At 62.3% G+C, this 21,962-nt stretch carries 21 protein-coding genes and 2 tRNA genes; 19 read left to right on the top strand and 4 right to left on the bottom strand.

The window, feature by feature from the left end; genetic code table 11:
* Positions 1–128: 128 nt before the first annotated feature.
* Positions 129–1,409 carry a Gfo/Idh/MocA family protein gene (locus AXK12_RS05065; protein ID WP_082782661.1) on the bottom strand — a complete coding sequence of 427 codons (1,281 nt, stop codon included), beginning with the start codon at positions 1,407–1,409 and terminating at the stop codon, positions 129–131.
* A complete protein-coding gene (locus tag AXK12_RS05060) occupies positions 1,406–2,389 on the bottom strand; it encodes a KpsF/GutQ family sugar-phosphate isomerase (RefSeq protein ID WP_068712110.1) in 984 nt (327 codons plus the stop codon). The genes AXK12_RS05065 and AXK12_RS05060 overlap by 4 nt, the downstream gene beginning before the upstream one ends.
* Positions 2,390–2,551: 162 nt before the next feature.
* Between AXK12_RS05060 and AXK12_RS05055 the strand changes: the two genes are divergently transcribed.
* The 6 genes from AXK12_RS05055 (at position 2,552) to AXK12_RS05030 (ending at position 7,439) form a co-directional block, all read left to right on the top strand.
* Positions 2,552–3,415 carry a Cell division protein CpoB gene (locus AXK12_RS05055; RefSeq protein ID WP_197456996.1) on the top strand — a complete coding sequence of 288 codons (864 nt, stop codon included), beginning with the start codon at positions 2,552–2,554 and terminating at the stop codon, positions 3,413–3,415.
* Positions 3,416–3,443: 28 nt separating this feature from the next.
* On the top strand, positions 3,444–3,728 hold the full coding sequence (locus AXK12_RS05050) for a hypothetical protein (RefSeq protein ID WP_068712104.1): 285 nt from the start codon (positions 3,444–3,446) through the stop codon (positions 3,726–3,728).
* Positions 3,725–4,366 (top strand): nicotinamide riboside transporter PnuC, encoded by a 642-nt coding sequence (pnuC, locus tag AXK12_RS05045; RefSeq protein WP_068712102.1) that lies wholly within the window; start codon positions 3,725–3,727, stop codon positions 4,364–4,366. The genes AXK12_RS05050 and pnuC overlap by 4 nt, the downstream gene beginning before the upstream one ends.
* Positions 4,341–4,928 carry an AAA family ATPase gene (locus AXK12_RS05040; protein ID WP_068712101.1) on the top strand — a complete coding sequence of 196 codons (588 nt, stop codon included), beginning with the start codon at positions 4,341–4,343 and terminating at the stop codon, positions 4,926–4,928. Before pnuC ends, AXK12_RS05040 begins: the two co-directional genes overlap by 26 nt.
* A 453-nt stretch (positions 4,929–5,381) precedes the next feature.
* Positions 5,382–6,602, top strand: a complete 1,221-nt coding sequence (locus tag AXK12_RS05035; RefSeq protein WP_231863549.1) for a mechanosensitive ion channel family protein — start codon at positions 5,382–5,384, stop codon at positions 6,600–6,602.
* Positions 6,603–6,617: 15 nt separating this feature from the next.
* Positions 6,618–7,439 (top strand): tRNA threonylcarbamoyladenosine dehydratase, encoded by an 822-nt coding sequence (locus tag AXK12_RS05030; RefSeq protein WP_068712098.1) that lies wholly within the window; start codon positions 6,618–6,620, stop codon positions 7,437–7,439.
* Here the strand turns inward: AXK12_RS05030 and AXK12_RS09285 are convergent.
* Complete coding sequence (locus tag AXK12_RS09285) at positions 7,405–8,688, bottom strand: TatD family hydrolase (protein WP_068712096.1); 1,284 nt, start codon at positions 8,686–8,688, stop codon at positions 7,405–7,407. The genes AXK12_RS05030 and AXK12_RS09285 overlap by 35 nt on opposite strands.
* A gap of 85 nt (positions 8,689–8,773) precedes the next feature.
* Positions 8,774–11,443 carry a GDYXXLXY domain-containing protein gene (locus AXK12_RS05020; protein WP_068712092.1) on the bottom strand — a complete coding sequence of 890 codons (2,670 nt, stop codon included), beginning with the start codon at positions 11,441–11,443 and terminating at the stop codon, positions 8,774–8,776.
* 402 nt (positions 11,444–11,845) lie between these two features.
* Here AXK12_RS05020 and AXK12_RS05015 point away from each other — a divergent pair, with 402 nt between their 5' ends.
* The 13 genes from AXK12_RS05015 to rplL all read left to right on the top strand — a co-directional run bounded on the left by AXK12_RS05015 (position 11,846) and on the right by rplL (position 21,799).
* Positions 11,846–14,659 (top strand): tetratricopeptide repeat protein, encoded by a 2,814-nt coding sequence (locus AXK12_RS05015; protein ID WP_156468884.1) that lies wholly within the window; start codon positions 11,846–11,848, stop codon positions 14,657–14,659.
* A gap of 50 nt (positions 14,660–14,709) precedes the next feature.
* The gene (locus AXK12_RS05010; RefSeq protein ID WP_068712089.1) at positions 14,710–15,453 is read left to right on the top strand and encodes a MotA/TolQ/ExbB proton channel family protein; all 744 of its coding nucleotides are present in this window, start codon (positions 14,710–14,712) and stop codon (positions 15,451–15,453) included.
* Positions 15,450–16,013, top strand: a complete 564-nt coding sequence (locus tag AXK12_RS05005) for a hypothetical protein (protein ID WP_068712088.1) — start codon at positions 15,450–15,452, stop codon at positions 16,011–16,013. Before AXK12_RS05010 ends, AXK12_RS05005 begins: the two co-directional genes overlap by 4 nt.
* The gene (locus tag AXK12_RS05000; RefSeq protein WP_068712086.1) at positions 16,010–16,816 is read left to right on the top strand and encodes a hypothetical protein; all 807 of its coding nucleotides are present in this window, start codon (positions 16,010–16,012) and stop codon (positions 16,814–16,816) included. The genes AXK12_RS05005 and AXK12_RS05000 overlap by 4 nt, the downstream gene beginning before the upstream one ends.
* Positions 16,817–16,956: 140 nt before the next feature.
* A tRNA-Thr gene (locus tag AXK12_RS04995) sits at positions 16,957–17,032 on the top strand.
* A 74-nt stretch (positions 17,033–17,106) separates the two neighbouring features.
* Positions 17,107–18,297, top strand: a complete 1,191-nt coding sequence (gene tuf, locus AXK12_RS04990) for an elongation factor Tu (protein WP_068712084.1) — start codon at positions 17,107–17,109, stop codon at positions 18,295–18,297.
* A 91-nt stretch (positions 18,298–18,388) separates the two neighbouring features.
* A tRNA-Trp gene (locus tag AXK12_RS04985) sits at positions 18,389–18,464 on the top strand.
* A gap of 23 nt (positions 18,465–18,487) precedes the next feature.
* The gene (gene secE, locus AXK12_RS04980) at positions 18,488–18,688 is read left to right on the top strand and encodes a preprotein translocase subunit SecE (protein WP_068712083.1); all 201 of its coding nucleotides are present in this window, start codon (positions 18,488–18,490) and stop codon (positions 18,686–18,688) included.
* A gap of 76 nt (positions 18,689–18,764) precedes the next feature.
* Positions 18,765–19,343 carry a transcription termination/antitermination protein NusG gene (nusG, locus tag AXK12_RS04975; RefSeq protein WP_068712082.1) on the top strand — a complete coding sequence of 193 codons (579 nt, stop codon included), beginning with the start codon at positions 18,765–18,767 and terminating at the stop codon, positions 19,341–19,343.
* A 66-nt stretch (positions 19,344–19,409) separates the two neighbouring features.
* On the top strand, positions 19,410–19,835 hold the full coding sequence (rplK, locus tag AXK12_RS04970; protein WP_068630741.1) for a 50S ribosomal protein L11: 426 nt from the start codon (positions 19,410–19,412) through the stop codon (positions 19,833–19,835).
* Between the two features lie 136 nt (positions 19,836–19,971).
* Positions 19,972–20,667 carry a 50S ribosomal protein L1 gene (gene rplA / locus AXK12_RS04965; RefSeq protein ID WP_068712080.1) on the top strand — a complete coding sequence of 232 codons (696 nt, stop codon included), beginning with the start codon at positions 19,972–19,974 and terminating at the stop codon, positions 20,665–20,667.
* Positions 20,668–20,681: 14 nt separating this feature from the next.
* Complete coding sequence (gene rplJ, locus AXK12_RS04960) at positions 20,682–21,251, top strand: 50S ribosomal protein L10 (RefSeq protein WP_068712079.1); 570 nt, start codon at positions 20,682–20,684, stop codon at positions 21,249–21,251.
* A gap of 170 nt (positions 21,252–21,421) precedes the next feature.
* Positions 21,422–21,799 (top strand): 50S ribosomal protein L7/L12, encoded by a 378-nt coding sequence (gene rplL, locus AXK12_RS04955; RefSeq protein ID WP_068712072.1) that lies wholly within the window; start codon positions 21,422–21,424, stop codon positions 21,797–21,799.
* Positions 21,800–21,962: the final 163 nt, after the last annotated feature.

Below are 21,962 nucleotides of genomic sequence, written 5' to 3'. Positions count from 1 at the left end.
GCTTTCAAATTTGGGAATTGGTTTCGTCGCGAAGCGACGGGGCCAATTCCCAAATTAAATGGAAGCGGTCACTGACCGCCGCCCCACGCGCAGTGGGAAAAAGCGTATCAGCCAGCGGGAGTTCAGCGCTACACGTCGAGTGCGGCATGCATGGCCCGAACTGTATCGTGAAGCTTAGGCAAGGCTGCTGGGGTGACGAGTACAGCGGGCGAGCGGCGGCCCCACTGTTTACCGGGAAAAGTGCCTGTGTCCAGGAAGCGATTCATCGCTTCCTGCATGCGCCCGCTCATACTGATGTAGTCTTTTTGCTCCCTTTCGTTGCGCGTGTGCGAGATGAGCTCTCCGGGGAGCGGTGTAATCTCGCCACTGGAGATGTGAGCGAGGTCGTTTAAATGCACAAAGGGGCGCGAGTCGGCGAGGCTGGTGGCGGGGCGCGATTCTTCGCCGGTCAGGTAGCGGCGATAGGCGAGGTGGTTTTCGCGCAACGGGTCGAAGCCGCGCGTATCGATTCGCTCATTTGGGCGTCCGTCCAACCAGTGGATTTCGGCGTGGCTACCGACGATGTAGCGCAGTTCAGCTTTTTCGCAGCGCAGCGTTTCGCAGTGGCGCGTCTCGCCGGCGCAGGCGTGAGTGACAGCGCAGCGCAGGATCTGTCCTTCGGCGCTGCTCGCCTGCACGAAAAACGTGTCGGCTCCCTCGATGGCGTGGGCGCGATACAGCTCGGCGCGCACGGTCGCGATGTCGGCCCAAGTGGAGAGTCCGCCTTGGCCGAGCCAGAAGAGCATATTGTGCACGAGGTGCGCGTTGGCGTTGCCCAAGCAGGAGTCGAGGACGATCCGCTCGCCCATCATGAGGCGGCCTGCCCAGTCCGTGCGGTAAAAGTAGTCCGCGGGGCGTGGTGTGCGGCCCAGTAGCGTCGCTTCGAGGATTGCGCCAAACTCGCCGTCGAGCAGTCGCTGCTTTAGGGCGCGGCGCGTGGGCCCGATTATGAAGTTAAAGCCGACTAGGCTCGCTCGTGGTAAGCGCGCGTCGCGCGCAATCATCTCCTCCAGTTCGATGTAGTCGAGAGTCGCCGGTTTTTCGAGATAGCAAGGGATGCCTGCCTCGGCGGCTGCGCGGTGCATCTCGGCGTGTAGGTTAATCGGGGTGGAGACGACGACGTAGTCGAGCGCGTCGCGGCACTGGTCGATCATTTGCTGGTAGTGCGAAAAGACGCGGACTCCGCGCTCGGCGAAGCGCCAAGCCTGCTGTTGTGCGGCAAAGGCGGAGTCGGCGCGTGGGTCGCAGGTGCAGGTGAGTTTGACTAAGCCCTCGGCCTCAAGCTCTGCGACGGTGAGGTGGTGCATGGCCGCAAAGCCGCCCATGCCGATGATACCGATTCGCGTAGGCTTTGAGTGAGGCGTACTCATAGCAGCTTGAGTTTGGGGAGGTCTTGTCCGTCTACGATGCCGATGGGCTTTCCCTGTGCGTCGACGACAATTAGATCATCAATCTGGTGTTTTTCAAAAAGTTCGAGCGCATCGACGCCCATCGCTTCGGCGCGGATGGTTTTGGGGCGTCGCGTCATGAAGCGGCTTACGGGCTGCGTGAGAAAGTCTGGGCCGCTGAGCGCGCTGCGGCGAAAGTCGCCGTCGGTGAGTACGCCGCTGAGCCGTCCGCTGCGCGGGTGCACGAGGGCGATTGCGCCGCTCTTGGCCTTAGTCATCGCGAGGATGGCGTCTTGGACTGTGGCGGTGTGCGGGAGCTGCGGGGCACGCTCTGCGGTGCGCATGAGATCGCGTACGCGGACGAGTAGGGCACCGATGTTACCGCCTGGGTGGTTGCGCGCGAAGTCGTCACGCGTGAAGCCGCGTGCCTGCAGGAGCACCATCGCGAGTGCATCGCCGAGGGCGAGGGCTGCGGTAGTGCTGGCGGTGGGGGCGAGTGCCAGCGGGCAAGCCTCGCGTGGGACGTGGTAGAGCAGGAGCTGGTCGGCGTGGGCGGCGAGGTCGGAGTCGGCACGCGAGGTGAAGGCGACTAGGCCGAGTCCCGCGCGGCGCAGGAGCGGCACGAGCCGGAGGACTTCAGTTTGGCCGCTATTGCTGAGTAAGATGGCGAGGTCGCCCGTGCGGCATAGCCCAAGGTCGCCGTGCAGGGCTTGGGTGGCGTCCAGAAAGGTGGAGGTCGCTCCGGTGCTGTTAAAGGTGGCGACGAGTTTTTGGGCGATATGTGCGGACTTGCCCACGCCGCTAAAGACGAGTTTGCCGCCCGACTCGAGGGTGGCCTCAACCGCGCGGGCGGTTTGCACGAACTCGGGCCCCAAGTTTTTCGCGGTTTCCTGTAGAGCGTCGCTCTCGATTTGGATGCAGCTTCGGGCGCGACTGAGGATGGTTTTCGAGGTCACTGCCATTTAGGGTTTGTATCGGCGGAGAGGAGCTTGCGGACTCTAGGGCGCGGGCTCGCTCGTTCAATCCCTTTCACTCTCTAGCCATTACGCACTGACATGTTTTTACGCAGAACTTCCCTTGCGCGCCATCGCTGCGCCCTTTGGGGACTCGCACTGTTCTGCCTCATGTTTTCGGCCTGCGATCCGCGCGATAAAGGGCCGCAGGGGGCAGAGATCGATGATCCTAATTACCGGCTCGGTCAGCGGCTGGTGAAACAAGGGCGCAGCCAAGAAGCCCTTGCCGCCTATTTGCGCGTAATCGCCGAGCGGGGTGAGGCCGCCCCCGAGTCGCATCTGGAAGCGGGCATCATCTATCTGCAGCAAATCAAAGATCCGATAGCGGCGATTTACTACTTTCGGAAATATTTGGAGCGAAGCCCGAACTCGCCGCAGGCCCCGCAAGTGCGCGGGCTGGTGGAAGGGGCGAAGCGCGAGTTCGCGCGGACGCTGCCTGCCAACCCGCTCGAAAACCAGAGCGAGCGGCTAGATATGGTTGAGCAAATCAACCGCTTGCAGCGCGAGAACGAGCAATTGAAGGCGGAGCTACTGAGCGCGGTGCGCAGTGCGGCGAGCCAGCCGAGCTCCGTCACTCAAGTGCGTGTGCCGACCAATGGCGTGCTGCTCGTGCCCTCGCGAGACTCGGCGGCGCAGCAAGCGTCAGCGGCCCGGCTTACACATGAGCCGCCGCCCCGGCCCGCGCAGGACTCTCCGCTGAGCTTGGCGCCGATTCGGAGTAGTGTGGTCTCCACTACGCCAAGCGCACCGACGCGGCCGCGTGAGCTCGCGAGTGCTGCGGGCGGGCGTAATGCCGCCTCGACTACAGCTGCGGCAGCGCGCCGCCACGTAGTGGTGCGCGGGGATACCCTTTTCGGGCTCGCTCAGCGCTACTACGGCGACCGCGCCCGCTGGCGCGATATTTACAATGCCAACCGCGAGATTCTACCTAACGAAAATTCCTTAGCAGTAGGCATGGAACTTCGGATTCCTTGAGGGATTCTATCCGCGTACATCAGTTATCATGATGATTGTTCAAAGTTTGCATAATCCGATTCTGGGAGGCGGCATTTTGCTGATCGCTGTCTCGCTGTACCTGCAGCTTACGTTGCAGCGGCGGCTCGATAGGCTGGAGACGCGCTTTAAGGACAATCGTTTGAACTCCGAGCAATTGGACAGGTGGACGTTTTGGGCGCGTTGGCTGCCGGTCATCTTCACGGTGCTTGGCGTTGTTCTCTTAATTTGGGGTTTCAATGAAGCGCTTGAAGCCGCGGAGGCCGCCGAGCTCCAAGGGGCGAACTCACGATGAGTGAGATTCTCGGCTCAGCGTGGATTGAGCCCGTGGCGACAGTACTCGGTGCCTTGGGCGTGTGGCTGATAGTCCGGCAAAGCATGTGGAACTTTCCCGTGGGGCTTGTGCAGGTGACGCTGTCAGGACTCGTGTTTTATCACTCGCGCTTTTACGGCGAGGTGAAGTTGCAGGTGCTGTACTTTGTCGTGCTGAGCTACGGGTGGATTCACTGGGCGCGCGGCGACCGGCGCAGAGACTCGATTAACGAACTGGCGAAAGTGGTTTCGGGCGAAAAACCTGCCTTGCCCGTCACGGTTTTGGGCTGGGGCTGGCGCGTGGGCTACGTGTTCGTGGGGGCTGTGGCGACAGTCGTTTGGGGGACGTATATGCTCAGGCATACAGACGCGGCGGCGCCCTATCGCGATGCCTTTATCACCTGCTTTAGCGTGGTGTGCACCTGGCTCCAAGCGCGCAAAAGGCTGGAGAACTGGATCGGCTGGATCGTCGTCGATACGGTCGCCGGAGTGACCTACCTAATGTCGGGCCTGTACTGGTTCGGCGTGTTGTACCTTTTTTTCTGTGCGCTTGCTGCTCGGGGCCATTTCGAGTGGTCGCGCGCTTACCGTCAAAATGCAGCGAGCCGACTTTCAGAGTAATCCGCTGCTTCGCGTGTCGGTCGTCGGGACCGACTCGACGGGTAAGAGCACGCTCGCGCAGTATCTTGGCCAGCACTACGGTGCACCGGTCGCGCTGGAGTTTGTACGCGCGTTTTGGGATGCGCATGCAGGCCAAATCGTCGCCGAGGACTTGCCAGAGATCGGGCGCGGCCAAATGGCCAAAGAGGATCGCGCCGCCGCGGAGGCACTGCACAGGAGGAGCCCGCTTCTGATTACGGATACCGAGTTGCTGACCAACGTACTTTATGCGGATCTGCTCTTCCCCGGGCACTGCCCCGACTGGGAGCGCGAGGAGGCCGAAAGGCGCAGCCGTCGCTATGCGCTCTACCTGCTCTGCGATACCGATGTGCCCTTTGTGCCTGACCCACAGCGCGGCTCTGCCGATCCGAAGCGGCGCGCAATGATGCGACGGCTTTTTCGCGAGATGCTCACTTCGCGCGGGCTGCCCTTTGTCGATATTTGTGGCGATTGGGCCGAGCGCGAGTGCCGCGCCGTTGAAGCGATAGACCGGCTGCTCGAGTCCAGTGATCGCTCTCTCTGAACCTCCACTACGCGTGGGGCGGCAGCGTGTCGCTGCACCCATTTAGATTTTGGTTTCGCCTCTGCGCGACGCGCAGAAACGAAACCAAAATCTGAAAAGGACCCCAAACTTGGCGGCGGGAGTTTACTGGTGATTTTCCCCACCTCGCCCAAACGGGTTATCACTCCACTTTCCCTTTTACTGCTCTCCCTGTCGCAGCGCGACAGGGGGAATGCTTTCAAATTTGGGATTTCGCTTTCGCGCGATAGCGCGACGCCGAAATCCCAAATTAAAGGGAAGCGGTCACTGACCGCCGCCCCACGCGTAGTGGATGGCTGCTTCATGCGTAGTGGAAAAGTGTCGCGCACTGGTGAGCGGCGCTGCCTTGCATGAGTGGTGTCATTTCGCCAGGCTTTGCGGCTTATGGTGGAATCTTGGCTTACTGGAATTCAAGGATGGCTGCTTACGCGCGGTTTGAGTGCTGAGTATGCGGAGCTCTCCCAGCTCGCGTTTAGCCTCGCGCTGCTCCTGGTGTTGGCGTGGGTGGCTAACCTTGTGGCCAAGCGGCTGATTTTGCGCGGGGTGGCGGCGGCGGTGCGGCGCTCGCCGATGAAGTGGGACGACGCGCTTCTGGAGGCGCACTTTTTCTCACGGCTCTCGCACCTGGCCCCGGCGATGGTCATAAATGCGCTTGGCGGAAAGATTCTTGGCCAGAGCCCCGAGGTGCTGGCGGTGGTGAATGCGGCGGTGAGTATTTACCTGACGCTTATTTGGGTAATCGTGTTTTTCGCGTTGCTCGATGCGCTGCACTTGCTCGCGCAACGCTCGGGGCGCGCGGAGCGGACGCCAGTAAAGGGCTTTGTCCAAGCGCTCAAGCTGGTCGCTGCCGTCTTCGCGTTGATTCTGGTGTTGGCGACGATTTTGGACAAGTCCCCCGTCTATATCCTCACTGGCATGGGGGCGCTGACGGCGGTGCTCCTCCTCGTATTCAAGGATGCGATACTCGGCTTTGTGGCGGGGATTATGATTTCGGTAAACGAGATGGTGCGCATTGGCGACTGGATAGAGATGCCCAAGGCGGGGGCCGATGGCGATGTGATCGACGTGTCACTCACTACGGTGAAGGTGCAAAACTGGGACAAAACGATTACCACCATCCCGTCTTACGATCTGATTTCGGGCTCGTTTAAAAACTGGCGTGGCATGTTCGAGTCGGGTGGGCGGCGGATTAAGCGTGCGCTCTACATTGATATGCACTCGGTGCGCTTTGCCGATGAGGCGATGATCGAGCAGTGGCGGCGCATCGACCTGCTCACGGCCTATCTCGACGAGAAGCAGGCGGAGATCGATCAGGACAATCAGCAGCGTGGGACCGACCTGACTATTTTGGGTAATGGCCGCCGGATTACGAACTTCGGCACCTTCCGCGCGTATTGCGTCGCCTACCTGCGCCAGCACCCGCGTATCAACCAAGGGATGACGATGCTCGTGCGTCAGCTCTCGCCGGGCGAGCACGGTATCCCGCTCGAGTTGTATGTGTTTACCAACGACACGCGCTGGGCGATGTACGAGGCGATTCAGGCCGACATTTTTGACCATCTGTTGGCGGTTATCGACCAGTTTGGGTTAAGCGTGTTTCAAACCCCCTCGGGCGGCGATTTGAACGCGGCAGTCGCGCAACTGGCCCGCCGCTAAGTGAGCTTGTGCGCGATGACTGATGACTACCTCCAGCGTTTTGGCGGTTTAACGCGGCTTTACGGTCGGGCGGGGTTGCTGCGCTTGCACGCCGCGCATGTCTGCGTCGTGGGCTTGGGGGGCGTCGGCTCTTGGGTTGTCGAGGCACTTGCGCGCAGTGGAGTCGGTGCGCTGACGCTCGTCGATTTGGACGACTTGTGCATTACTAACGTAAACCGCCAATTGCCCGCGATGGATGGCACCATAGGTCGGCCAAAGGCGGAGGTGATCGCCGAGCGGGTGAGCCGGATTAACCCGGCTTGCCGAGTGCGTGTGTTAACCGAGTTTTTTACGTCGCAGAATGCCGAGCGGATTTTGGCCGAAGGTTTCGACTGCGTAGTGGATGCGATCGATAACGTGAGCAACAAGGCGTTGCTGCTTGCCGAGTGCGTGACGCGCGGGCTGCCAGCGGTGACGGTGGGCGGGGCGGGCGGACGCAGTGAGTTTAATGCGATTCGCACGGGCGACCTTGGCGAGGCGTGGGGCGACGAGCTTTTGCGGCTCGTGCGAAGAAAACTGCGGCGAGCGCATGGCTTCGAGGCAGGCACGCAAAAGGGGCGGATGCAGTTTGGCGTGCGTTGCGTGTGGTCGAGCGAGCCGCGTATTTTCCCTTGGGCGGATGGGACGTGTCGCACTGAGCCAGCGCCGGAGGCGGGGCGTGAGGGCGCGGGAAAGCTCGACTGTGAGAGCGGGTTGGGGGCGGCGGCGTTTGTGACGGGAGCCTTCGGGCTCGCGGCAGCAGGAGAGGCGCTTCGCTGTGTGATTAGCCCGCGCTTAGAAACAGCCGTTGAAAGTTAGCGGCGACGCGGGCGGTGAGTTGCTCAACGGGTTGCCCCAAAAGGGAGGCGAGGGCCCAGTGATTTTGCTCAAGAGTGTTTGTGGCGTAGCTGAGGCCAGCGGGTGTGTCGGTTTCGACTAATAGCCGCTCGGGTGGGGTGGCGCGGAGAGCGTTGAGGAGGCGTTCACGGCGTGGGTCGAGGACGCTCGCGCCGAAGGAAAAGTAGGCTCCGAGTGCGGCGAAGTCTCGAATCATCTGGGCCGAGCCGGAGTAGCTGTGAAGGAGGAGCCGAGGGAGTTTTGGCGCGTTGTGAAGCGTGTCTAGTAGGAGGCCGTGGGCTTGCACGCAGTGAATCGTGGCGACTCGGTCGAGCTCGGCCGCGAGTGCGAGCTGGGCATTTAGGGCGGCGAGTTGGGCCTCGATCGAGGCGGCCTCGCTGCGGCGGATTAGGGCGCGGTCGAGTCCGATCTCGCCGATTTGGGCGCGTGGGTCGGTGAGCAGCCGCGTGCGGATTTGCGCGAGCCAGTCGTTCGGCGCTGTGGCGCAATACCACGGGTGCAGTCCGTAGCTCGGGATGAGCGCGTCGGGGTGCTCGGCCGCGCGTGCGGCGACTGTTGGCCAGTCGGCGGGTTGGCTGCCATTGAGAACGCTGAGGGTGGCAAGGCCGTTTAGCGCGGGGGAGTGAGTATGCGCGTCGTAAAGAAGCAGTGGGGCGTGCTCACTGCCATGGTTTGCGAGGTTTCGTGGCGGCTTCGTGCTTTGGCTGTTTGCCTCTGAGGCGGCGGCGAAGGCTTGGATGCGGGCGCGGACTTGGGCGAGGCCGTTACGGCGCGTAGCAGAGAGCGTTTGCAGGAGGCCGAGCGCGGCGAGGGGTGAGGCGTCTTCGGCTCGTTTATCTGGCGAGCGGGTGCGAGGCTCAGTGCCGTGCGCGGGCCGCTCGTCGAGGGCTGCGACCTTGGCCTCTTCGGTGGCAATCTCGGCCAAGATTTCGGCAGGCGTGCAGCCGTTGTAGTAGTCGCAGAGGAAGGCGACGAGGGCTTTGACGAGGGGGCTGTCGGCATCGCAGCGGAAGTAGCAGCGGCCCGCCGTGTCGCGTTCGCACAGGAGCCAGACTTGCGAGACGCAGCCGGGGACGAGGGTCTTGTCGCTACGGGTTTCGGCGGGCAGCGGGGGAAGGTGGCGCGCGCGGTCAACCAAGATCGAGAGTCGTTCTTGCGGGTTCTCGATGAGGTTGAGGTCGTCAATGAGGTTACGCTGTCGTTCCGTCACAGGTTCGCTTGTTGTATTTTGTGCGCGCCGAGTGGGGCGCGCGTCGGTGACACGGTGGAATCGCCAAGCATGAGTTTGCTTCTGGTCATCGTTTTGTCTCGCCGAGGATTTCGAGGGATTCGTCGCGCAGGTTGAGGAGTAGGGCCTTGCCGCTTGGGGCGACGCGCAGCTCGGCCCATTTGGCCGTTTCGTAAATTTCGCCTCGGCCTTCTTGGAAGAAAAACTCTTTGGCGGCGATGCTGGGGCTGTAGGGTTTCCCGAGCAGCTTGACAGCAAGACTTGCGCCTTCGGGGAGTGGCGTGAGCTGCGAGCCGATGGAGTGCACAGTGATCGCGCGGCCTTGCTCGTCGAGCACGACGTAGGCGTAGCTTGACCTAGGGATGCGCTTCCAGCCTTGGGGCATGTGCAGAAGCAAATCATGCTCTATCGCGTAACGTAGTCGCATGTAGTCGCCTTGCATGAGGCTGCGTGGGTCGACGGGCGCGAGCTTCACGAGGATGGGGCGGCCGTGGGCGAGGACGCGTTCGTTACTCCAGATGCCCCAGAGGCAAAGCGCGAGGACGAGCGCAGCAGCGGCGGCGGTGCCGCGTTGGAAGGGGCCGAAGAGGGCGCAGTCCCCGGTTTCTTTGCGGCGCAGGGGCACAGCTTCCGTTCTCAGCGGTGCCGTCAGGTTATCGAGAGCGAGCAGCGCGATCGCTTTGCGCAGTCCGAGGAGCAGTGCGCCTGAGCCTGCGAGCGTGAGGGCGCGCATGAGCAGCGTCTGCTCCATGTTGTAGTAGAGTTGCCAAATAAGGAGGGGCAGCGCGCCGAGCATGGCGGTGAACCAAGAGCGTTCGCGGGCGGCGTAGGTTCCTAGTAGAAGCGCGGCGCAGAGGACGAGTGCGGGGTCGCGATAGGCGAGGGCCGCGAAGAGGCCGGCAGCGCAGAGCAGGAGGGCGGCTTGTTTTTTCGCGCGTTCAGGGGCGTCGGCGTTTGCGTAGAGTGGGCGGCACAGCCAAGCAACGAGGCCGACTAGGATCGCCGCGGAGACGGTGGAGTAGAGGAGTGCGAAGTCGTGCGGCGCCTCCGGGTGCTTCCAGAAAATGACGTGGTTATAAAAGTAATTCCACCCGAGTAAGCCCCACGCGATGAGGCTGCTCGCATGGGCGAGCGAGAGGACGTATTCGCCGAGTTTGTGCGCAGTCCAGCGGGGGCGCCCTAGCCAGAGCAGGATCGTGAGCGTGCTAAAGCCGAGGCCGAAGAGGACGTGCGTTTCATAGCCGGGCTCCACGATCAAGTAGAGGCAAGTGATTGCCCACAGCAGGCACAGCGTGCGGTGCAGCAGCGTCGTGCGTAGCGCGAAGAGTGCCAGTGCGACGATGATCGAGAGCGTGAGTGCGCCTTTGTCGCTGAGGTCGTTCCAGTGTTCGGAAAAGGAGACGTACAGAAGGGCTTGGCCTGCAAAGGAGAGCGCGAGGGCGGCTTGGTCGAAAAACACTAAGTTGCGCACCTTGTAAAACAGGGCGATTGAGCCACCGATGAAGGCGAGGGCGATGAACCAGACTCCGCCTTCAAAGAGCCAGAAAGGGGTTGCGAGCGAGCTAGCGAGCATGGCCGCGGCAATCCACGCGGCGATGCCTTGGAGGCCACTCAGCCACAATGGAGGGGCCGGCTCTTTCTTTGAGGGGCTTGGCGCTGTAGTCGTGGGGGCGGTCGCAGGTGTCGTTACTGGGTCAGCCGAAGTCTGATTGGCGGCGGTGCTCGCTTCGATCGGCAGGGCGTCGCGAGTTGGTTGTTTTGCATCGGGGCTTTGGGGCTTTTGGCTGCGGTGGAGCTGGATGAGCCAAGCGATGAACAGCCCCGAGCTGACGATGAGGAAGCTGGCGCAAAGGATGGAGGACAGCTCGAGGGGTATTCCCCTAAGTATCCTGGCGAGTGCGACTGTGCCAAAGGCGATCGCTCCGGAGCCGCTCATCGCGAGCATGACCAGGTCGAAGCGGTAGTGCCGGTAGAGGGCAATCATGAGCACTGCAGCTGCGATGAAGAGCGGGATGAGGTGGGCGAAGTCTTCGCTAAACACTCCGACGCAAGCTCCGACGCAGAGCTCGCCCAGCGCGAGGAACGCGGCGACGCGGGGCAGGGCACGATTGGGGGTGAAGGGTCGGGCGCGTGCGAAGCGTTCGGCGAGGAGCAGACAGGCGGTGTTGAAGGCGACGCAGCAGAGCAGGTGGCCGGCCAGTGCGTTGGTATGCCTGCCGAAAGCTTCCGTTTGGTTTAGCCAAAGGATGAGGGCGGTGTTGGCGACACTGAGCCATAAGAGCCATGTCTCTACGCTGCGCGCCAGAAGCGCGAAGGGGATGACGAGCAGTGCCCATAGGGCGAAGAGCTCCCAGAGATCAGCTCCCGTTTGGTAAACTTGGCCGATGAGCGCGAGCAGCGCGCCAATGCACAGCGTGGCGGCAAAGAGTGCGGCGCGCCGGCGGGCAGTGCGCGCTTCCAGATTGGGCGCGGCCCCGTTTTGGCGGCGTCCTGTGCTAGTAAGCGCAAATGCGGCGGCCGTAAGGAAAGCGCCGAAGCCGACTGCGAATTTCGCGAAGCGGTGCAGCTCGGCCCAGTTGTAGGCGAAAAAGAAGATGAGGGCGGCGGCGAGGAGGGCGGCCCCGAGGAAGGCGAGCAGTCGATTGCCTAAAAGTTGCCAACGTCGAGCGTCGGAGTGCGCCGGTGAGCTGTGGGGCGAGCCGGCTTGGGGAGCGGGGGAGGCTTCTGCGGGGGACATACGTAGTTTGTCGTGTGAGCGGGCGACAGTGGAGCCCAGAGCCCGAGGCGCGACAAAGAAAGCCCACAAAATAGCCTTTGCTGCGCGGATGGCGTGCGTGTGGGGCCTGCGCCACTCAAAGGGCTGGGACCCGCGGCGGGCGTTTTGAGGCTGGTGTTGCGGACAGAGGGCTTGGGCGTTCGCCGCCGAGGCGCGAATTCGATAGCGGGGAGAACGGGGAATTTCGGGCTTTGGTTACGCCCTTCCTGACAAACGCGGTTGAGTGTTGCGGGGCGGGGGGGAGCGTCCGAAAAACGAATTATGCGCAGGCGCACGGCATTTCTTTTACTCCTTGGTTTGGCGGCGGTTTTTCGCATGCAGGAGGGGGAGGCGCAGCCAGCCGAGAGATCGGAGCCCTTACATTTGCCAACGCCGTTTGTCGGGGCGGCTGAGGGCGGCGAGGGGCAGGCCCTAGCGACCGGTGCAGAGGCGAGTGCAGGCGAGGTCGCGCTAGACTTGATGGCGGCGCAGCGGGCCTTGCGCTTGGGTTTTCCTTCGGCGGCGGTGGTGCTCTATCGGGACTTACTTCAATCTGCGAGTGTTCGATCTGGCGCGCGACCTGACGACGTGCACGGGGCAGCCCTAGCTCCCGAGCGCTCATCAACTCCTGGTGGCTCGTCGCCCAACGCGGGCGGCGATCGATTGCCGCCAGATGGCAAAGGCCTGGGGACAGAATTTTCTAAAATGCTGCGCTTGGGCTTGGTGACGGCGTTGATGGACGATGGGCGCTTTGCGGAGGCGGCAGTGGTTTTGGGCGAAGTGCCGGAGGCGGAGCGCGGGGCGCAGTGGCGGTTGAGGGCGGGGCTGTTGGCGGCGGCGCGCAGGGACTTTGTGGAGGCGCGGCGACTGGTGGGGAGTTTTAGGCCGGATGAGTTGCCAAGCGAGGAGCGCGCGTGGGCCTTGTTTTTACAGGGGGTGTTGGCCGATGCGGCAGGATCGGCGGGGGCTGCGCGTTCGTTTTTTGAGCAGGCGGAGTCGGGCGCGGCGTCTCCCGAAGCGCAGGCGAGGTTTGTGCTGGCGCGAGCGCGGGGCTTGCTGCGCGTAGGCGAGGTGAGCGAGGCGGCGGCTGCGGAGGCGCGGCGGAATATGGAGCGACTGCGTGGGCGCACGGCTGGGCTGCATTTTGCGCGGACGTATGCGGCGATGCTCGACGCGCTGGGGCGCAAGGGCGAGGCGGTCGCGGTATTGCAGCAGCAGCTTATGGCCTTGCCCGCGACGTTGCGCGGTGAGCGCGACGATTTTCAGCTCTTGCTCGGGTTAATCGCTGGAGCGGAGAGCGGGCCCGGGCGAGTGGCGTTGCGCAACTTGGTCGCGAGCGGGAGCGACCCTGCGAAACAGCGTGCGGGCTTACACCTTTTGGCCCAGGTCTCTGCCGGTGAGGGCGCGGGCGGGATGGGTGGCGTGGGCCAGCTTGAGCGGGATTTGGATCAGCTTTTGGAGGCGTCGCCAGCGCATCCGATTTTGGATGATTTGTTGCTGGTGCGCGCGCAGCTCGCGCTGTCGGCAAAGCGTTATGCGCAAGCAGAGCGAGACGCCCGGGCGCTTTTGGAAAAGTTTCCGGGCTCGCAGCGGAAGGCGGAGGCTTACGGCGTGTTGATGAGCTGCGCGTGGGAGCAGTTTCGCTATCGGGCGTCAGCCGACTTTGCCGCGCAGGCTGCGGCGGCTTTAGGAGCGCCGCCCCATGCATCAGGCGCGCCGCCCCATGCGGGTGAGGCGATTTCGCTACAGCGGTTTTCGTTGGGCGTGTTGGTGGCGGAGGCGTGGTTTCGGGCGCGGGACTATCTGAACGCAGCGGATGCGTATACGGCGGTTATTCGGGACTTGCTACCGCCGAGTGGGGAGGTTGCGCCAAGTCTGTTAATTGCGAGCGTGGGCGACTTGATGTTTCAACGCGTGTTGTCGGAGATTGAGGCGGGGCGCTTGGCGACGGCGTCGGAGGTGCTCAATGAGTTGGCGGCGGATTCGCGTTTCGATGCGGTAAGCCGCTGGCAGGCGGAGTGGAACTTAGCGCGGGCTTTGCAACGCGAGGGCCGGATGGTCGAGGCTTACGAGCGCGTCAGTCGCTTGGTGGCGGAGGACTCGGCGGGCGACGCGTCTGCGGCGTCGCGCACGCCGTCTGCGCTGCCGCCCGAACTACAGGCGCGGATGCGTTGGCTTCAGGCCCGGCTTTCGCTGCTCGCGGGTGAGCCGGAGGAGACCTTGCGGCTGGCCGATGCGCTGATCGAGTGGATGCCGGAAGGCGTGGGCGAGGCCTTGGCGGAGGAGCTGCGCAGTTCGTGTGCGCTGCTGAAGGCCGAGTCGCTCTTTCGCCTAGGGCGTCGCGAAGAGGCGGTCGCCTTGCTCCAAGAAGTGCGCGAAGCCTCCGCGCGCTCGAATGCGGCGGTGCAATCGCTGATTGTGGAGGCCGGTTACTATGCGGGGCAGGGGCAGACGGTCGAGGCACAGCAGCTTTACACGAAGCTTGCGGATGACTTTCCCGATAATCCGACCTATGCCCCCTACGGGCGTTACCAAGCTGCGCTCCAAGCCGAGCGGCGCGGGCAGGACGCGAACCTAGAGGAGGCGAACAAGCTAATTGAGCAGATGGTGACGCGCTACCCGCAGAGTCCCTTGGTGTTTTATGCGCGGCTCAAGCAGGGCGACTTGCTGCGCAAGCTAAACCAGTTTCCGCAGGCGCAGCAGGTTTATGAGTCGCTTCTCAATAACTACCCGCAGCACCCCGATGTGCTCCTCGCGCAACTCGCGCTCGCGGAGTGTCACAACGCGCAATCGATGAACGACTCGGCTCACACGGGCCGTGCGCTCGTGCTTTTCGAGCAGCTCCGCGACCGTGTGGATGCGCCAGTGGATGTGCGCGTGGAGGCGGGGCTTAACCTCGGGCACTTGATGCTGCGCGGCGGCCAAGCCGACCAAGCGGAGGCGGTGTGGTGGCGCGACGTGGTGACGGCGTTTTTGCTCGATGAGCGCATGGCCTCGCAACTGGGGGTGCGTGGTCGCTACTGGATGACCCGCACGCTGCTTGAGCTCGGTGCGCTCTACGAACGTCAGTCGCGTCTCGATCAAGCGCGTGAGGCGTGGGCGTTAATTTTGAAAACAGGTCTGCCCGGAGCTTCCCTCGCCGAAGACCGACTCGCGCGCACCGGTGGAGATCAGCGGCTCAGCGCGCTCGATGATTGAGCCTAGGATAGCATCCCCCACTACGAACTCCCCAATAATTCCCTAAAAAAATGGCTTTCACTGATTTTAGCTTATTCGCCCGTGGCGGGCCGATGATGTGGGTGCTGCTCGTGCTCGGGTTCCTGTGTCTGGTCTTGTTTATGGAGCGGGTGTTTTACCTGCATCGCGGGCAGATAAAGGCGGCGGAGTTTTTGGGCGGGATTAAGAACATCCTCGCCAAGCGCAGGATCGTCGAGGCGTTGACCGTGTGCGAGGAGACGCCCGGGCCGGTCGCGGCAGTGGTCAAGGCCGCGCTCTTACATGCCGAAGACGACGCCGACCGGCTGCGCTTCGAGGTGCAGGAAGCGGCGGTCATTGAGCTGCCCGGGCTGGAGCGGCGGCTGGGGTCCATCGCGGCAATCGCGCAAGTCGCCCCGCTCGTCGGGCTACTCGGAACGGTGCTTGGGATGGCGACGACGTTTTATGCGTTCGAGCGCGACTACGCGACGGCGAGTGCGCTCTCGGAGGGCATGTGGCAGGCACTCCTTTGCTCGGTCGGGGGGCTCCTGCTGGCGATCCCCGCACACCTCGCGCAGCACTTTTTGGCGGGCCGCGTGCGGGCGATTGTGCGCGATATCGAGTGGGCGGGGAACGAAATCATGCGGTATTTGCTAACGGACTACCAACGCTCGGGAGCCAGCGCCGCCTCAACTACTGAAGGCTCTGTATCGGAAAAATCAGGACAAGCGGGAGTGCCGAGTAACGCGGCCGAAATCGCGCAGAGTGCGTCGCTAGGGGAGGGCGCGGTGGCATGATTACGCGCCCGCTCGAGCTTAGCTCGCGACTGCGGGTGGCCCCGCGCAGCTTCGACGCGCTATTTTGGGTAAACGTGGGGGCACTCGTGCTCTTCTTCGGGCTCTTTGGGTCGCGCTTCGTTTTGGCGCCGGGGCTCGGGGTTGACTTTTACTTGCCCGAACTCGGCGGCGCCCGCGGTGGCGCAGTGCGCACGATGCATGTCATCAGTATGGTGGGCTCCGGGCTGATTTTTACGGACGATGGTGCGCTGCCCTTGGAGCAAATCGAGGGGTGGTTAGCCGTGCAGTCTTCGACTGGCTTATCTGGCGAGCCGCTGCGAGGCGCACAGCCATCGCCTGTCGGCGCGTCGCCCAACACGGGCGTGCCGCAGTCGGAGGGCGAAGTCGCTTCGCCGTCCTCGGTGCAACCCGTGCTTTTGATTCGCGCGGGCGCGGGGATTTCTGTGGCGGATTTGGCGGCGGTGACGAGTGCGGCACAGAGCTATGGGTTTCGCGTGCAAATCGCCGCGCTGGAGCCGGAGTCGAGTGCCAGACGAGCAGGAGAGGGGGCTGGCGAATGAGTGGCGGCTCGAAGCGCGTCGGGCCGAGGCCTGAGGACTCGCCGCGCCGACTGTGGGGCGCGGCGCTTGCCGTGGCTGCGCTTGCCCTGCTGCTTCTGCTTGGGCTGCTCTCTCTTAATCTGGGGGGAGAGCTGGAGCCGAGCGAGGTCGCGCGCACTGCCCCGAGCCGGAATCGCGCTGCGCAGCCGGTCGGTTTGCAGCCGATTCGCAGCCAGCAATCGCCGCACGGCGAGAGTGACTTAGTCGCCGCCGAAGCATTGTTTTTTGACCCGAGCCCCCTGTTTTTGCCGACGCGCTGGAACGCGGGCGCAGTCGATATGCCAGAGACTATTTTGCAGGAGGCCGAAGAGTTGTTTGAGGACTACGCGCCGCAGCTGAGTTTTGCGCGCGAAGGTATCGGGAGCGGACTTTTGGGAAACACCGACTCCGCAGAGCTGCGCGCCGCTGAACTCGTGTTTTCGGATGAAGATGGCGTCGGCCTTTCGGTAATCGGGCGTGGCGCCGAGGAGCCGGCGCGACTGCCGGAGCGCAGCGGCAGGCTGGAGGTGCGGGAAACGGCGACGGCACGGCGGGTCGTCGTGCGCGACCTCGTGCCGCCTACCACCCCAGCGGGCGCGGCTAATTGGCAGCCCCTGGAACTGGCTGCGGTGATTGATGCGGCGGGGCTCGTGGGCCCGGTGACGCTCGTGCACAGTTCGGGCGTGGAGGCCGTGGACGAGTTTTTCCGCGATTACGTGGTGAGCGGCTTGCACTTGGGCGAGCGCGTCGGGCCCGGTGTTTATCAGATTTTGGCTGGGCCCTGAGAGGCTGTGGGCAAGCCGAGCTGCAGGGTGGTCGCCTGTCCGCGCAGTTTTTGAATAAAACCCTAAAATTGCCGTTGACGGCAGAAAACGTGCTTAGCAGCGTCACCGTTCTCTTTGTTTTTTTGACCCTCCCTACTCCTGCCCAGATAGCTCAGTTGGCAGAGCACGTCCTTGGTAAGGACGAGGTCGCCGGTTCAAATCCGGTTCTGGGCTCCAGGTCAACGTCGCAAGGCTTCAGCGACGTAAAGCTTTCGAGGTCACATCCAGTCTAACACACAGTCTCAACTCACATGGCTAAAGGCACATTCGAACGCACCAAACCGCACGTTAACGTGGGCACTATCGGCCACGTCGACCACGGTAAAACCACCACGACGACCGCTATCCTCGCCGTTCAGGCGCGTAAGGGCCTCGCCGAGGTCAAAACCTACGCGGACATCGCTAAGGGCGGCACCGTCCGCGACGCCTCGAAGATCGTGACGATCTCGGTGGCTCACGTGGAGTATGAGACCGCGAACCGCCACTACGCCCACGTCGACTGCCCGGGTCACGCGGACTTCGTTAAGAACATGATCACCGGTGCGGCGCAGATGGACGGCGCGATTCTCGTCGTTTCCGCTGCGGACGGCCCGATGCCCCAGACCCGCGAGCACATCCTTCTCGCTCGCCAAGTCGGCGTGCCGAAGCTCGTCGTGTTCCTCAACAAGGTCGACCTCATCGACGACCCCGAGTTGCTCGAACTCGTCGAGATGGAGATCCGCGAGCTGCTCTCCAAATACCAGTTTGACGGTGACAACGCCGTAATCGTCCGCGGTTCCGCGACCGCCGCTCTCGAAGGCACGCCCGAAGGCGAAGCCGCCATCAGCGCGCTGATGGACGCGATCGACAAGGAAATCCCCGAGCCGGCGCGCGAGATGGACAAGCCCTTCCTGATGTCGGTCGAGGACGTGTTCTCGATCACGGGCCGCGGCACCGTTGCCACGGGTCGCATCGAGCGCGGCCTCGTTAAGGTCAACGACAACGTCGAAATCGTGGGCCTGCGCGACACGCAAACCACCGTCGTTACCGGTATCGAAATGTTCCGCAAGCTGCTCGAAAGCGGCCAAGCCGGTGACAACGTCGGTATCCTCCTTCGCGGTATTGATAAGGATGCGATTGAGCGCGGCCAAGTGCTCGCCGCCCCGAAGTCGATCACCCCGCACAAGAAGGCCAAAGCCGAGATTTATGTCCTCTCCAAGGACGAAGGTGGCCGCCACACGCCGTTCTTCAACGGCTACCGCCCGCAGTTCTACTTCCGCACGACTGACGTGACGGGTGTGGTCAACCTGCCCGAGGGCGTCGAGATGGTCATGCCTGGGGACAACATCGCGGTCGAGATCGAGCTGATCTCGCCTATCGCGATGGAGAAGACCCAGAAGTTCGCCATCCGCGAAGGCGGTCGCACCATCGGTGCCGGTCGTATCACCGAAATCATCGAATAAGATCGAACGCTTCTCTGATAAGGGTTTAACCGCCTCGCCGAGGTCTCGATTCGGGGCCTCGGCTTGGTCGTCTAAGAATAAGATTTTCCACAGGGGTGTAGCTCAATTGGTAGAGTAGCGGTCTCCAAAACCGTCGGTTGGGGGTTCGAGTCCCTCCGCCCCTGCCAGCTTTTTTCGGTAGACAATTCACATGAAATTTTTCAGTCGGACGCGTCTTTTTTTCTCAGAGCTAGTCGGCGAGCTGCAAAAAGCTTCGTGGCCGACTAAGACCGAGCTGCGCGACTATACCGTGGTCGTCATTATCGCGTCCGTTCTGCTGGGCCTGTTTACGAGTATTAGCGACTTTTCGCTGTATCAATTCGTCGACCTATTCACCAAGCTCGTGAGCTAAGTGCGCTGCGACGAACCGCACAGCGCCGCGCCCTATACTACCCAGCCCCTTCGCTCCTGCCCGTATCCTCCACCGCATGGCTTCTGACATTATCGCTCCCGTTACCGCTCAATGGTTTGCCCTGCACACGCTCGCCGGTCAGGAAAACAAGGTAAAGACCTACATCGATAAGTTTAAGAGCATCGAGGAGCTGGATGATCACATTTTTGAAGTCCTGCTGCCGACCGAGACCGTTTCCGAAGGCAAGCACGGCAAGAAGACGACGAAAGTCCGCAAGCTCTACCCGGGCTACGTCTTCATCCACATGCACCTCTACGACGAGGAGCACAATGTCATCAACAAGCCTTGGTATTTCGTAAAAGAGGTCACCGGGGTCATCGGCTTCGTCGGTGGCGAGCGTCCCGCCGCGCTCAAACAAGCGGATGTTGACGAGATTTTTGCGCGCATCGCCGCCGCCCAAGGCACCGAGGTGCCCAAAGTGCAATACACCGTCGGCGAGGAAGTGCGCATCACCGACGGGGCGTTTACCAACCTCACGGGGCGCATCGACGAGATCGACCCGGAGCGCAGCAAACTCAAAATATCGGTTTCCATTTTTGGCCGGTTCACGCCGGTCGAGCTCGAATATTGGCAGGTGCAGCGCCTTACCGATTAGTGCGTGCCTCTCTCACCGCCGAAGTCCCTCCCACACTAACACTGCCAACCACTCACCACTCTCCACATGGCTAAGAAGATCCAAGGATATATCCGCCTCCAACTCCCCGCCGGTGCCGCTAACCCCGCGCCTCCCGTCGGCCCCGCACTGGGCGCGCAAGGCGTGAACATCATGGCGTTCTGTAAAGAATTTAACGCCAAGACCAAAGACCAGAACGGGATGATTCTGCCCGTGGTCATTACCGTCTACGCGGACAAGAGCTTTACCTTCATCCTCAAGTCGCCGCCCGCAGCGGTCTTGCTCAAGAAGGCGGCCAACATCGCCTCCGGCTCCGCCGCGCCGAACAAGGATAAGGTCGGCAAAGTCACCCGCGCCCAGCTTGCCGAGATTTACAAGATCAAGGCCAAGGATCTCAACGCGAACGACGAAGAGGCGGGCATCAAGATCATCGCTGGCACCGCCCGCAACATGGGCCTCGAAGTCGTCGATTAAGTCTCTGCCCTCGGGCCTTTCCGCCGCAGCCGTGCGGCGGCGACAAAGCGCCCGGGTTCCAAATCACTCTCCCCAACACAGCAACTCAACGCGGGAGTCCGGCATGCCGGACGCACGCACCGCAAGGAGTCATTAAATGGATAAAAAAAGTAAGCGCTACGTCAGCGGCACACAGGTCGCTGACCTCACCAAGGACTACTCACTGCAAGAGGCAGTGGAGATTCTTGCCAAATTCCCGAAGACGAAATTCGACGAAACGGTCGAACTCGCCTTCCGCCTCGGCGTCGACCCGACCGCAGGTGAACAAATGGTGCGCGGCACCACGCCGCTGCCCAATGGCTCGGGTAAAACCGTCCGCGTGGCCGTCTTTACTGACGATGCCGAAGCGGCCCTCGCCGCCGGTGCCGACCATGCCGGTCTGCAAGACCTCATGGCCAAAGTCAGTGAAGGCTGGCTCGATTTCGACGTGGCGATCGCGACCACCGAAGCCATGAAGCAAGTCCGCACGCTGGCCCGCGTCCTCGGCCCCAAGGGCCTCATGCCCAACCCGAAGAGCGGCACCGTCACCGACGATATCGCCGGCGGCATCAAGGCGGTAAAGGCCGGCCGCGTGGAGTTCAAAATGGACAAGTCGGGCAACATCGCGCTCGGCGTCGGCAAACGCTCCTTCACCAACGAGCAAATCTTAGAGAACGCGCAGACCGTCATTGAGGCCATTGGCAAGGCGCGCCCCGCTACCTTCAAAGGCAGCGGCTACATCAAGAGCATCGCGCTCGCCGCCACGATGAGCCCGGGCATCCGCCTCGCCTCCTCCGAGTTCAACAAATTCTAAAGGACACGCCGACCATGAGAGCCGAAAAACAATATCTAGTCGCCGAGGTGGAGACCCACCTCAAGAAGTCGGATTACGTGATCCTGACGAACTTCGCTGGCATCACCGTCTCCGATGTTGCCGAGCTGCGCACGTCGCTCGCTGCCGAGAAGGCCGAGTTCCACGTCGTCAAAAACAGCTCGCTGCGCGTCGCCGCTAAGGGCCTCGGACTACCCGACATCGACGAGTCCCTAAAAGGCCCGACCGCGATCGTCGTCGGTGGAGAAAACTCCGCCGGAGTCGCCAAGGTTTTAAAGAAGTTCTTCGAGTCGAAGCAGAAGCTGGAAATCAAGCTAGGCGTGATGGAGCAAAAGCTCGTCAGCGCAGCCGAGCTTTCCGCGATTGCCGACTTGCCCTCCTTCGACGCGCTCCGCGCTCAGTTCCTCAGCCTGCTGCAGGCCAACGCCTCCGCCTTTGTCCGCGTCCTCGACGCCAAGGTTAAGAAGGACAACGAGGGCGCGCCCGCTGCCGAAGCGGCGAGCGAGGCACCTGCTGCTGCTGAAGCGCCTGCCGCCGAGGCTGCCGCTGCACCCGCCGAAGCCTAAGCATTCCCGTTTAACCCAAACCCTTTAACCCAACGAAAATTTGAGGAGTGCAGTGCGTCCACGATTCGGCCCGCGCTGCGCTCCGCAAAAGAAAACAGGCTAGGGGATACGTCTCTTAAACGCGCCTCACTCCTCCCGAGGCCGCTAGCCGTTTCTAGAAAGACCATACCATGAGCAACATCACCAAAGACCAAGTCATCGAGTGGCTCTCCGCGCAGCCCGTCCTCGAACTCGCCGCACTCGTCAAAGACCTCGAAGAGAAGTGGGGCGTTTCCGCCGCTGCTGCTGTCGTCGCCGCTGGCCCTGCCGCCGCCGCCGCTGCGCCTGCTGAGGAGAAGACCGAGTTCGACGTTATCCTCGCTGAAGCGGGTGGTAACAAGATCGGCGTCATTAAGGAGGTCCGCGCCATTACTGGCCTCGGCCTTAAGGAAGCCAAAGACCTCGTCGAAGGTGCGCCCAAGCCCATCAAGGAAGGCGCGGCCAAAGAAGAGGCCGAAGAGATCAAGAAGAAACTCGAAGCTGCTGGCGCGAAGGTCGAACTCAAGTAACCGCACTTGGCCGAACTTTTCCCACAACATCCGATTTTTACGGGGCAGGCCGTGCGTTTTCGCGGCCTGTCCTTTGCCTTTTCCCACATCGCAGTTTTATCAGAGCGATGCGGCTCTTTTGGGGAGCGAGCTTAACCCCTCGTCTCACCACTTTCATCATTCG

Source organism: Cephaloticoccus capnophilus (genome assembly GCF_001580045.1).
GTDB lineage: Bacteria > Verrucomicrobiota > Verrucomicrobiia > Opitutales > Opitutaceae > Cephaloticoccus > Cephaloticoccus capnophilus.
Note: the sequence above shows the minus strand (reverse complement) of the source record. Positions and strands in the feature narration are given on the sequence as shown.

What these genes read in the sequence shown, in the direction of transcription:
- AXK12_RS05050 (WP_068712104.1), top strand. Translation starts at nt 3,444, where the DNA reads ATGATGATTGTTCAAAGTTTGCATAATCCGATTCTGGGAGGCGGCATT.
- secE (WP_068712083.1), top strand. Translation starts at nt 18,488, where the DNA reads ATGAAATTTTTCAGTCGGACGCGTCTTTTTTTCTCAGAGCTAGTCGGC.
- rplK (WP_068630741.1), top strand. Translation starts at nt 19,410, where the DNA reads ATGGCTAAGAAGATCCAAGGATATATCCGCCTCCAACTCCCCGCCGGT.
- AXK12_RS05010 (WP_068712089.1), top strand. Translation starts at nt 14,710, where the DNA reads ATGGCTTTCACTGATTTTAGCTTATTCGCCCGTGGCGGGCCGATGATG.
- AXK12_RS05020 (WP_068712092.1), bottom strand. Translation starts at nt 11,443, where the DNA reads ATGTCCCCCGCAGAAGCCTCCCCCGCTCCCCAAGCCGGCTCGCCCCAC.
- rplJ (WP_068712079.1), top strand. Translation starts at nt 20,682, where the DNA reads ATGAGAGCCGAAAAACAATATCTAGTCGCCGAGGTGGAGACCCACCTC.
- nusG (WP_068712082.1), top strand. Translation starts at nt 18,765, where the DNA reads ATGGCTTCTGACATTATCGCTCCCGTTACCGCTCAATGGTTTGCCCTG.
- AXK12_RS05060 (WP_068712110.1), bottom strand. Translation starts at nt 2,389, where the DNA reads ATGGCAGTGACCTCGAAAACCATCCTCAGTCGCGCCCGAAGCTGCATC.
- AXK12_RS05040 (WP_068712101.1), top strand. Translation starts at nt 4,341, where the DNA reads ATGCAGCGAGCCGACTTTCAGAGTAATCCGCTGCTTCGCGTGTCGGTC.
- AXK12_RS05005 (WP_068712088.1), top strand. Translation starts at nt 15,450, where the DNA reads ATGATTACGCGCCCGCTCGAGCTTAGCTCGCGACTGCGGGTGGCCCCG.
- AXK12_RS05000 (WP_068712086.1), top strand. Translation starts at nt 16,010, where the DNA reads ATGAGTGGCGGCTCGAAGCGCGTCGGGCCGAGGCCTGAGGACTCGCCG.
- tuf (WP_068712084.1), top strand. Translation starts at nt 17,107, where the DNA reads ATGGCTAAAGGCACATTCGAACGCACCAAACCGCACGTTAACGTGGGC.
- AXK12_RS05065 (WP_082782661.1), bottom strand. Translation starts at nt 1,409, where the DNA reads ATGAGTACGCCTCACTCAAAGCCTACGCGAATCGGTATCATCGGCATG.
- rplL (WP_068712072.1), top strand. Translation starts at nt 21,422, where the DNA reads ATGAGCAACATCACCAAAGACCAAGTCATCGAGTGGCTCTCCGCGCAG.
- rplA (WP_068712080.1), top strand. Translation starts at nt 19,972, where the DNA reads ATGGATAAAAAAAGTAAGCGCTACGTCAGCGGCACACAGGTCGCTGAC.
- AXK12_RS05030 (WP_068712098.1), top strand. Translation starts at nt 6,618, where the DNA reads ATGACTGATGACTACCTCCAGCGTTTTGGCGGTTTAACGCGGCTTTAC.
- pnuC (WP_068712102.1), top strand. Translation starts at nt 3,725, where the DNA reads ATGAGTGAGATTCTCGGCTCAGCGTGGATTGAGCCCGTGGCGACAGTA.
- AXK12_RS05055 (WP_197456996.1), top strand. Translation starts at nt 2,552, where the DNA reads ATGTTTTCGGCCTGCGATCCGCGCGATAAAGGGCCGCAGGGGGCAGAG.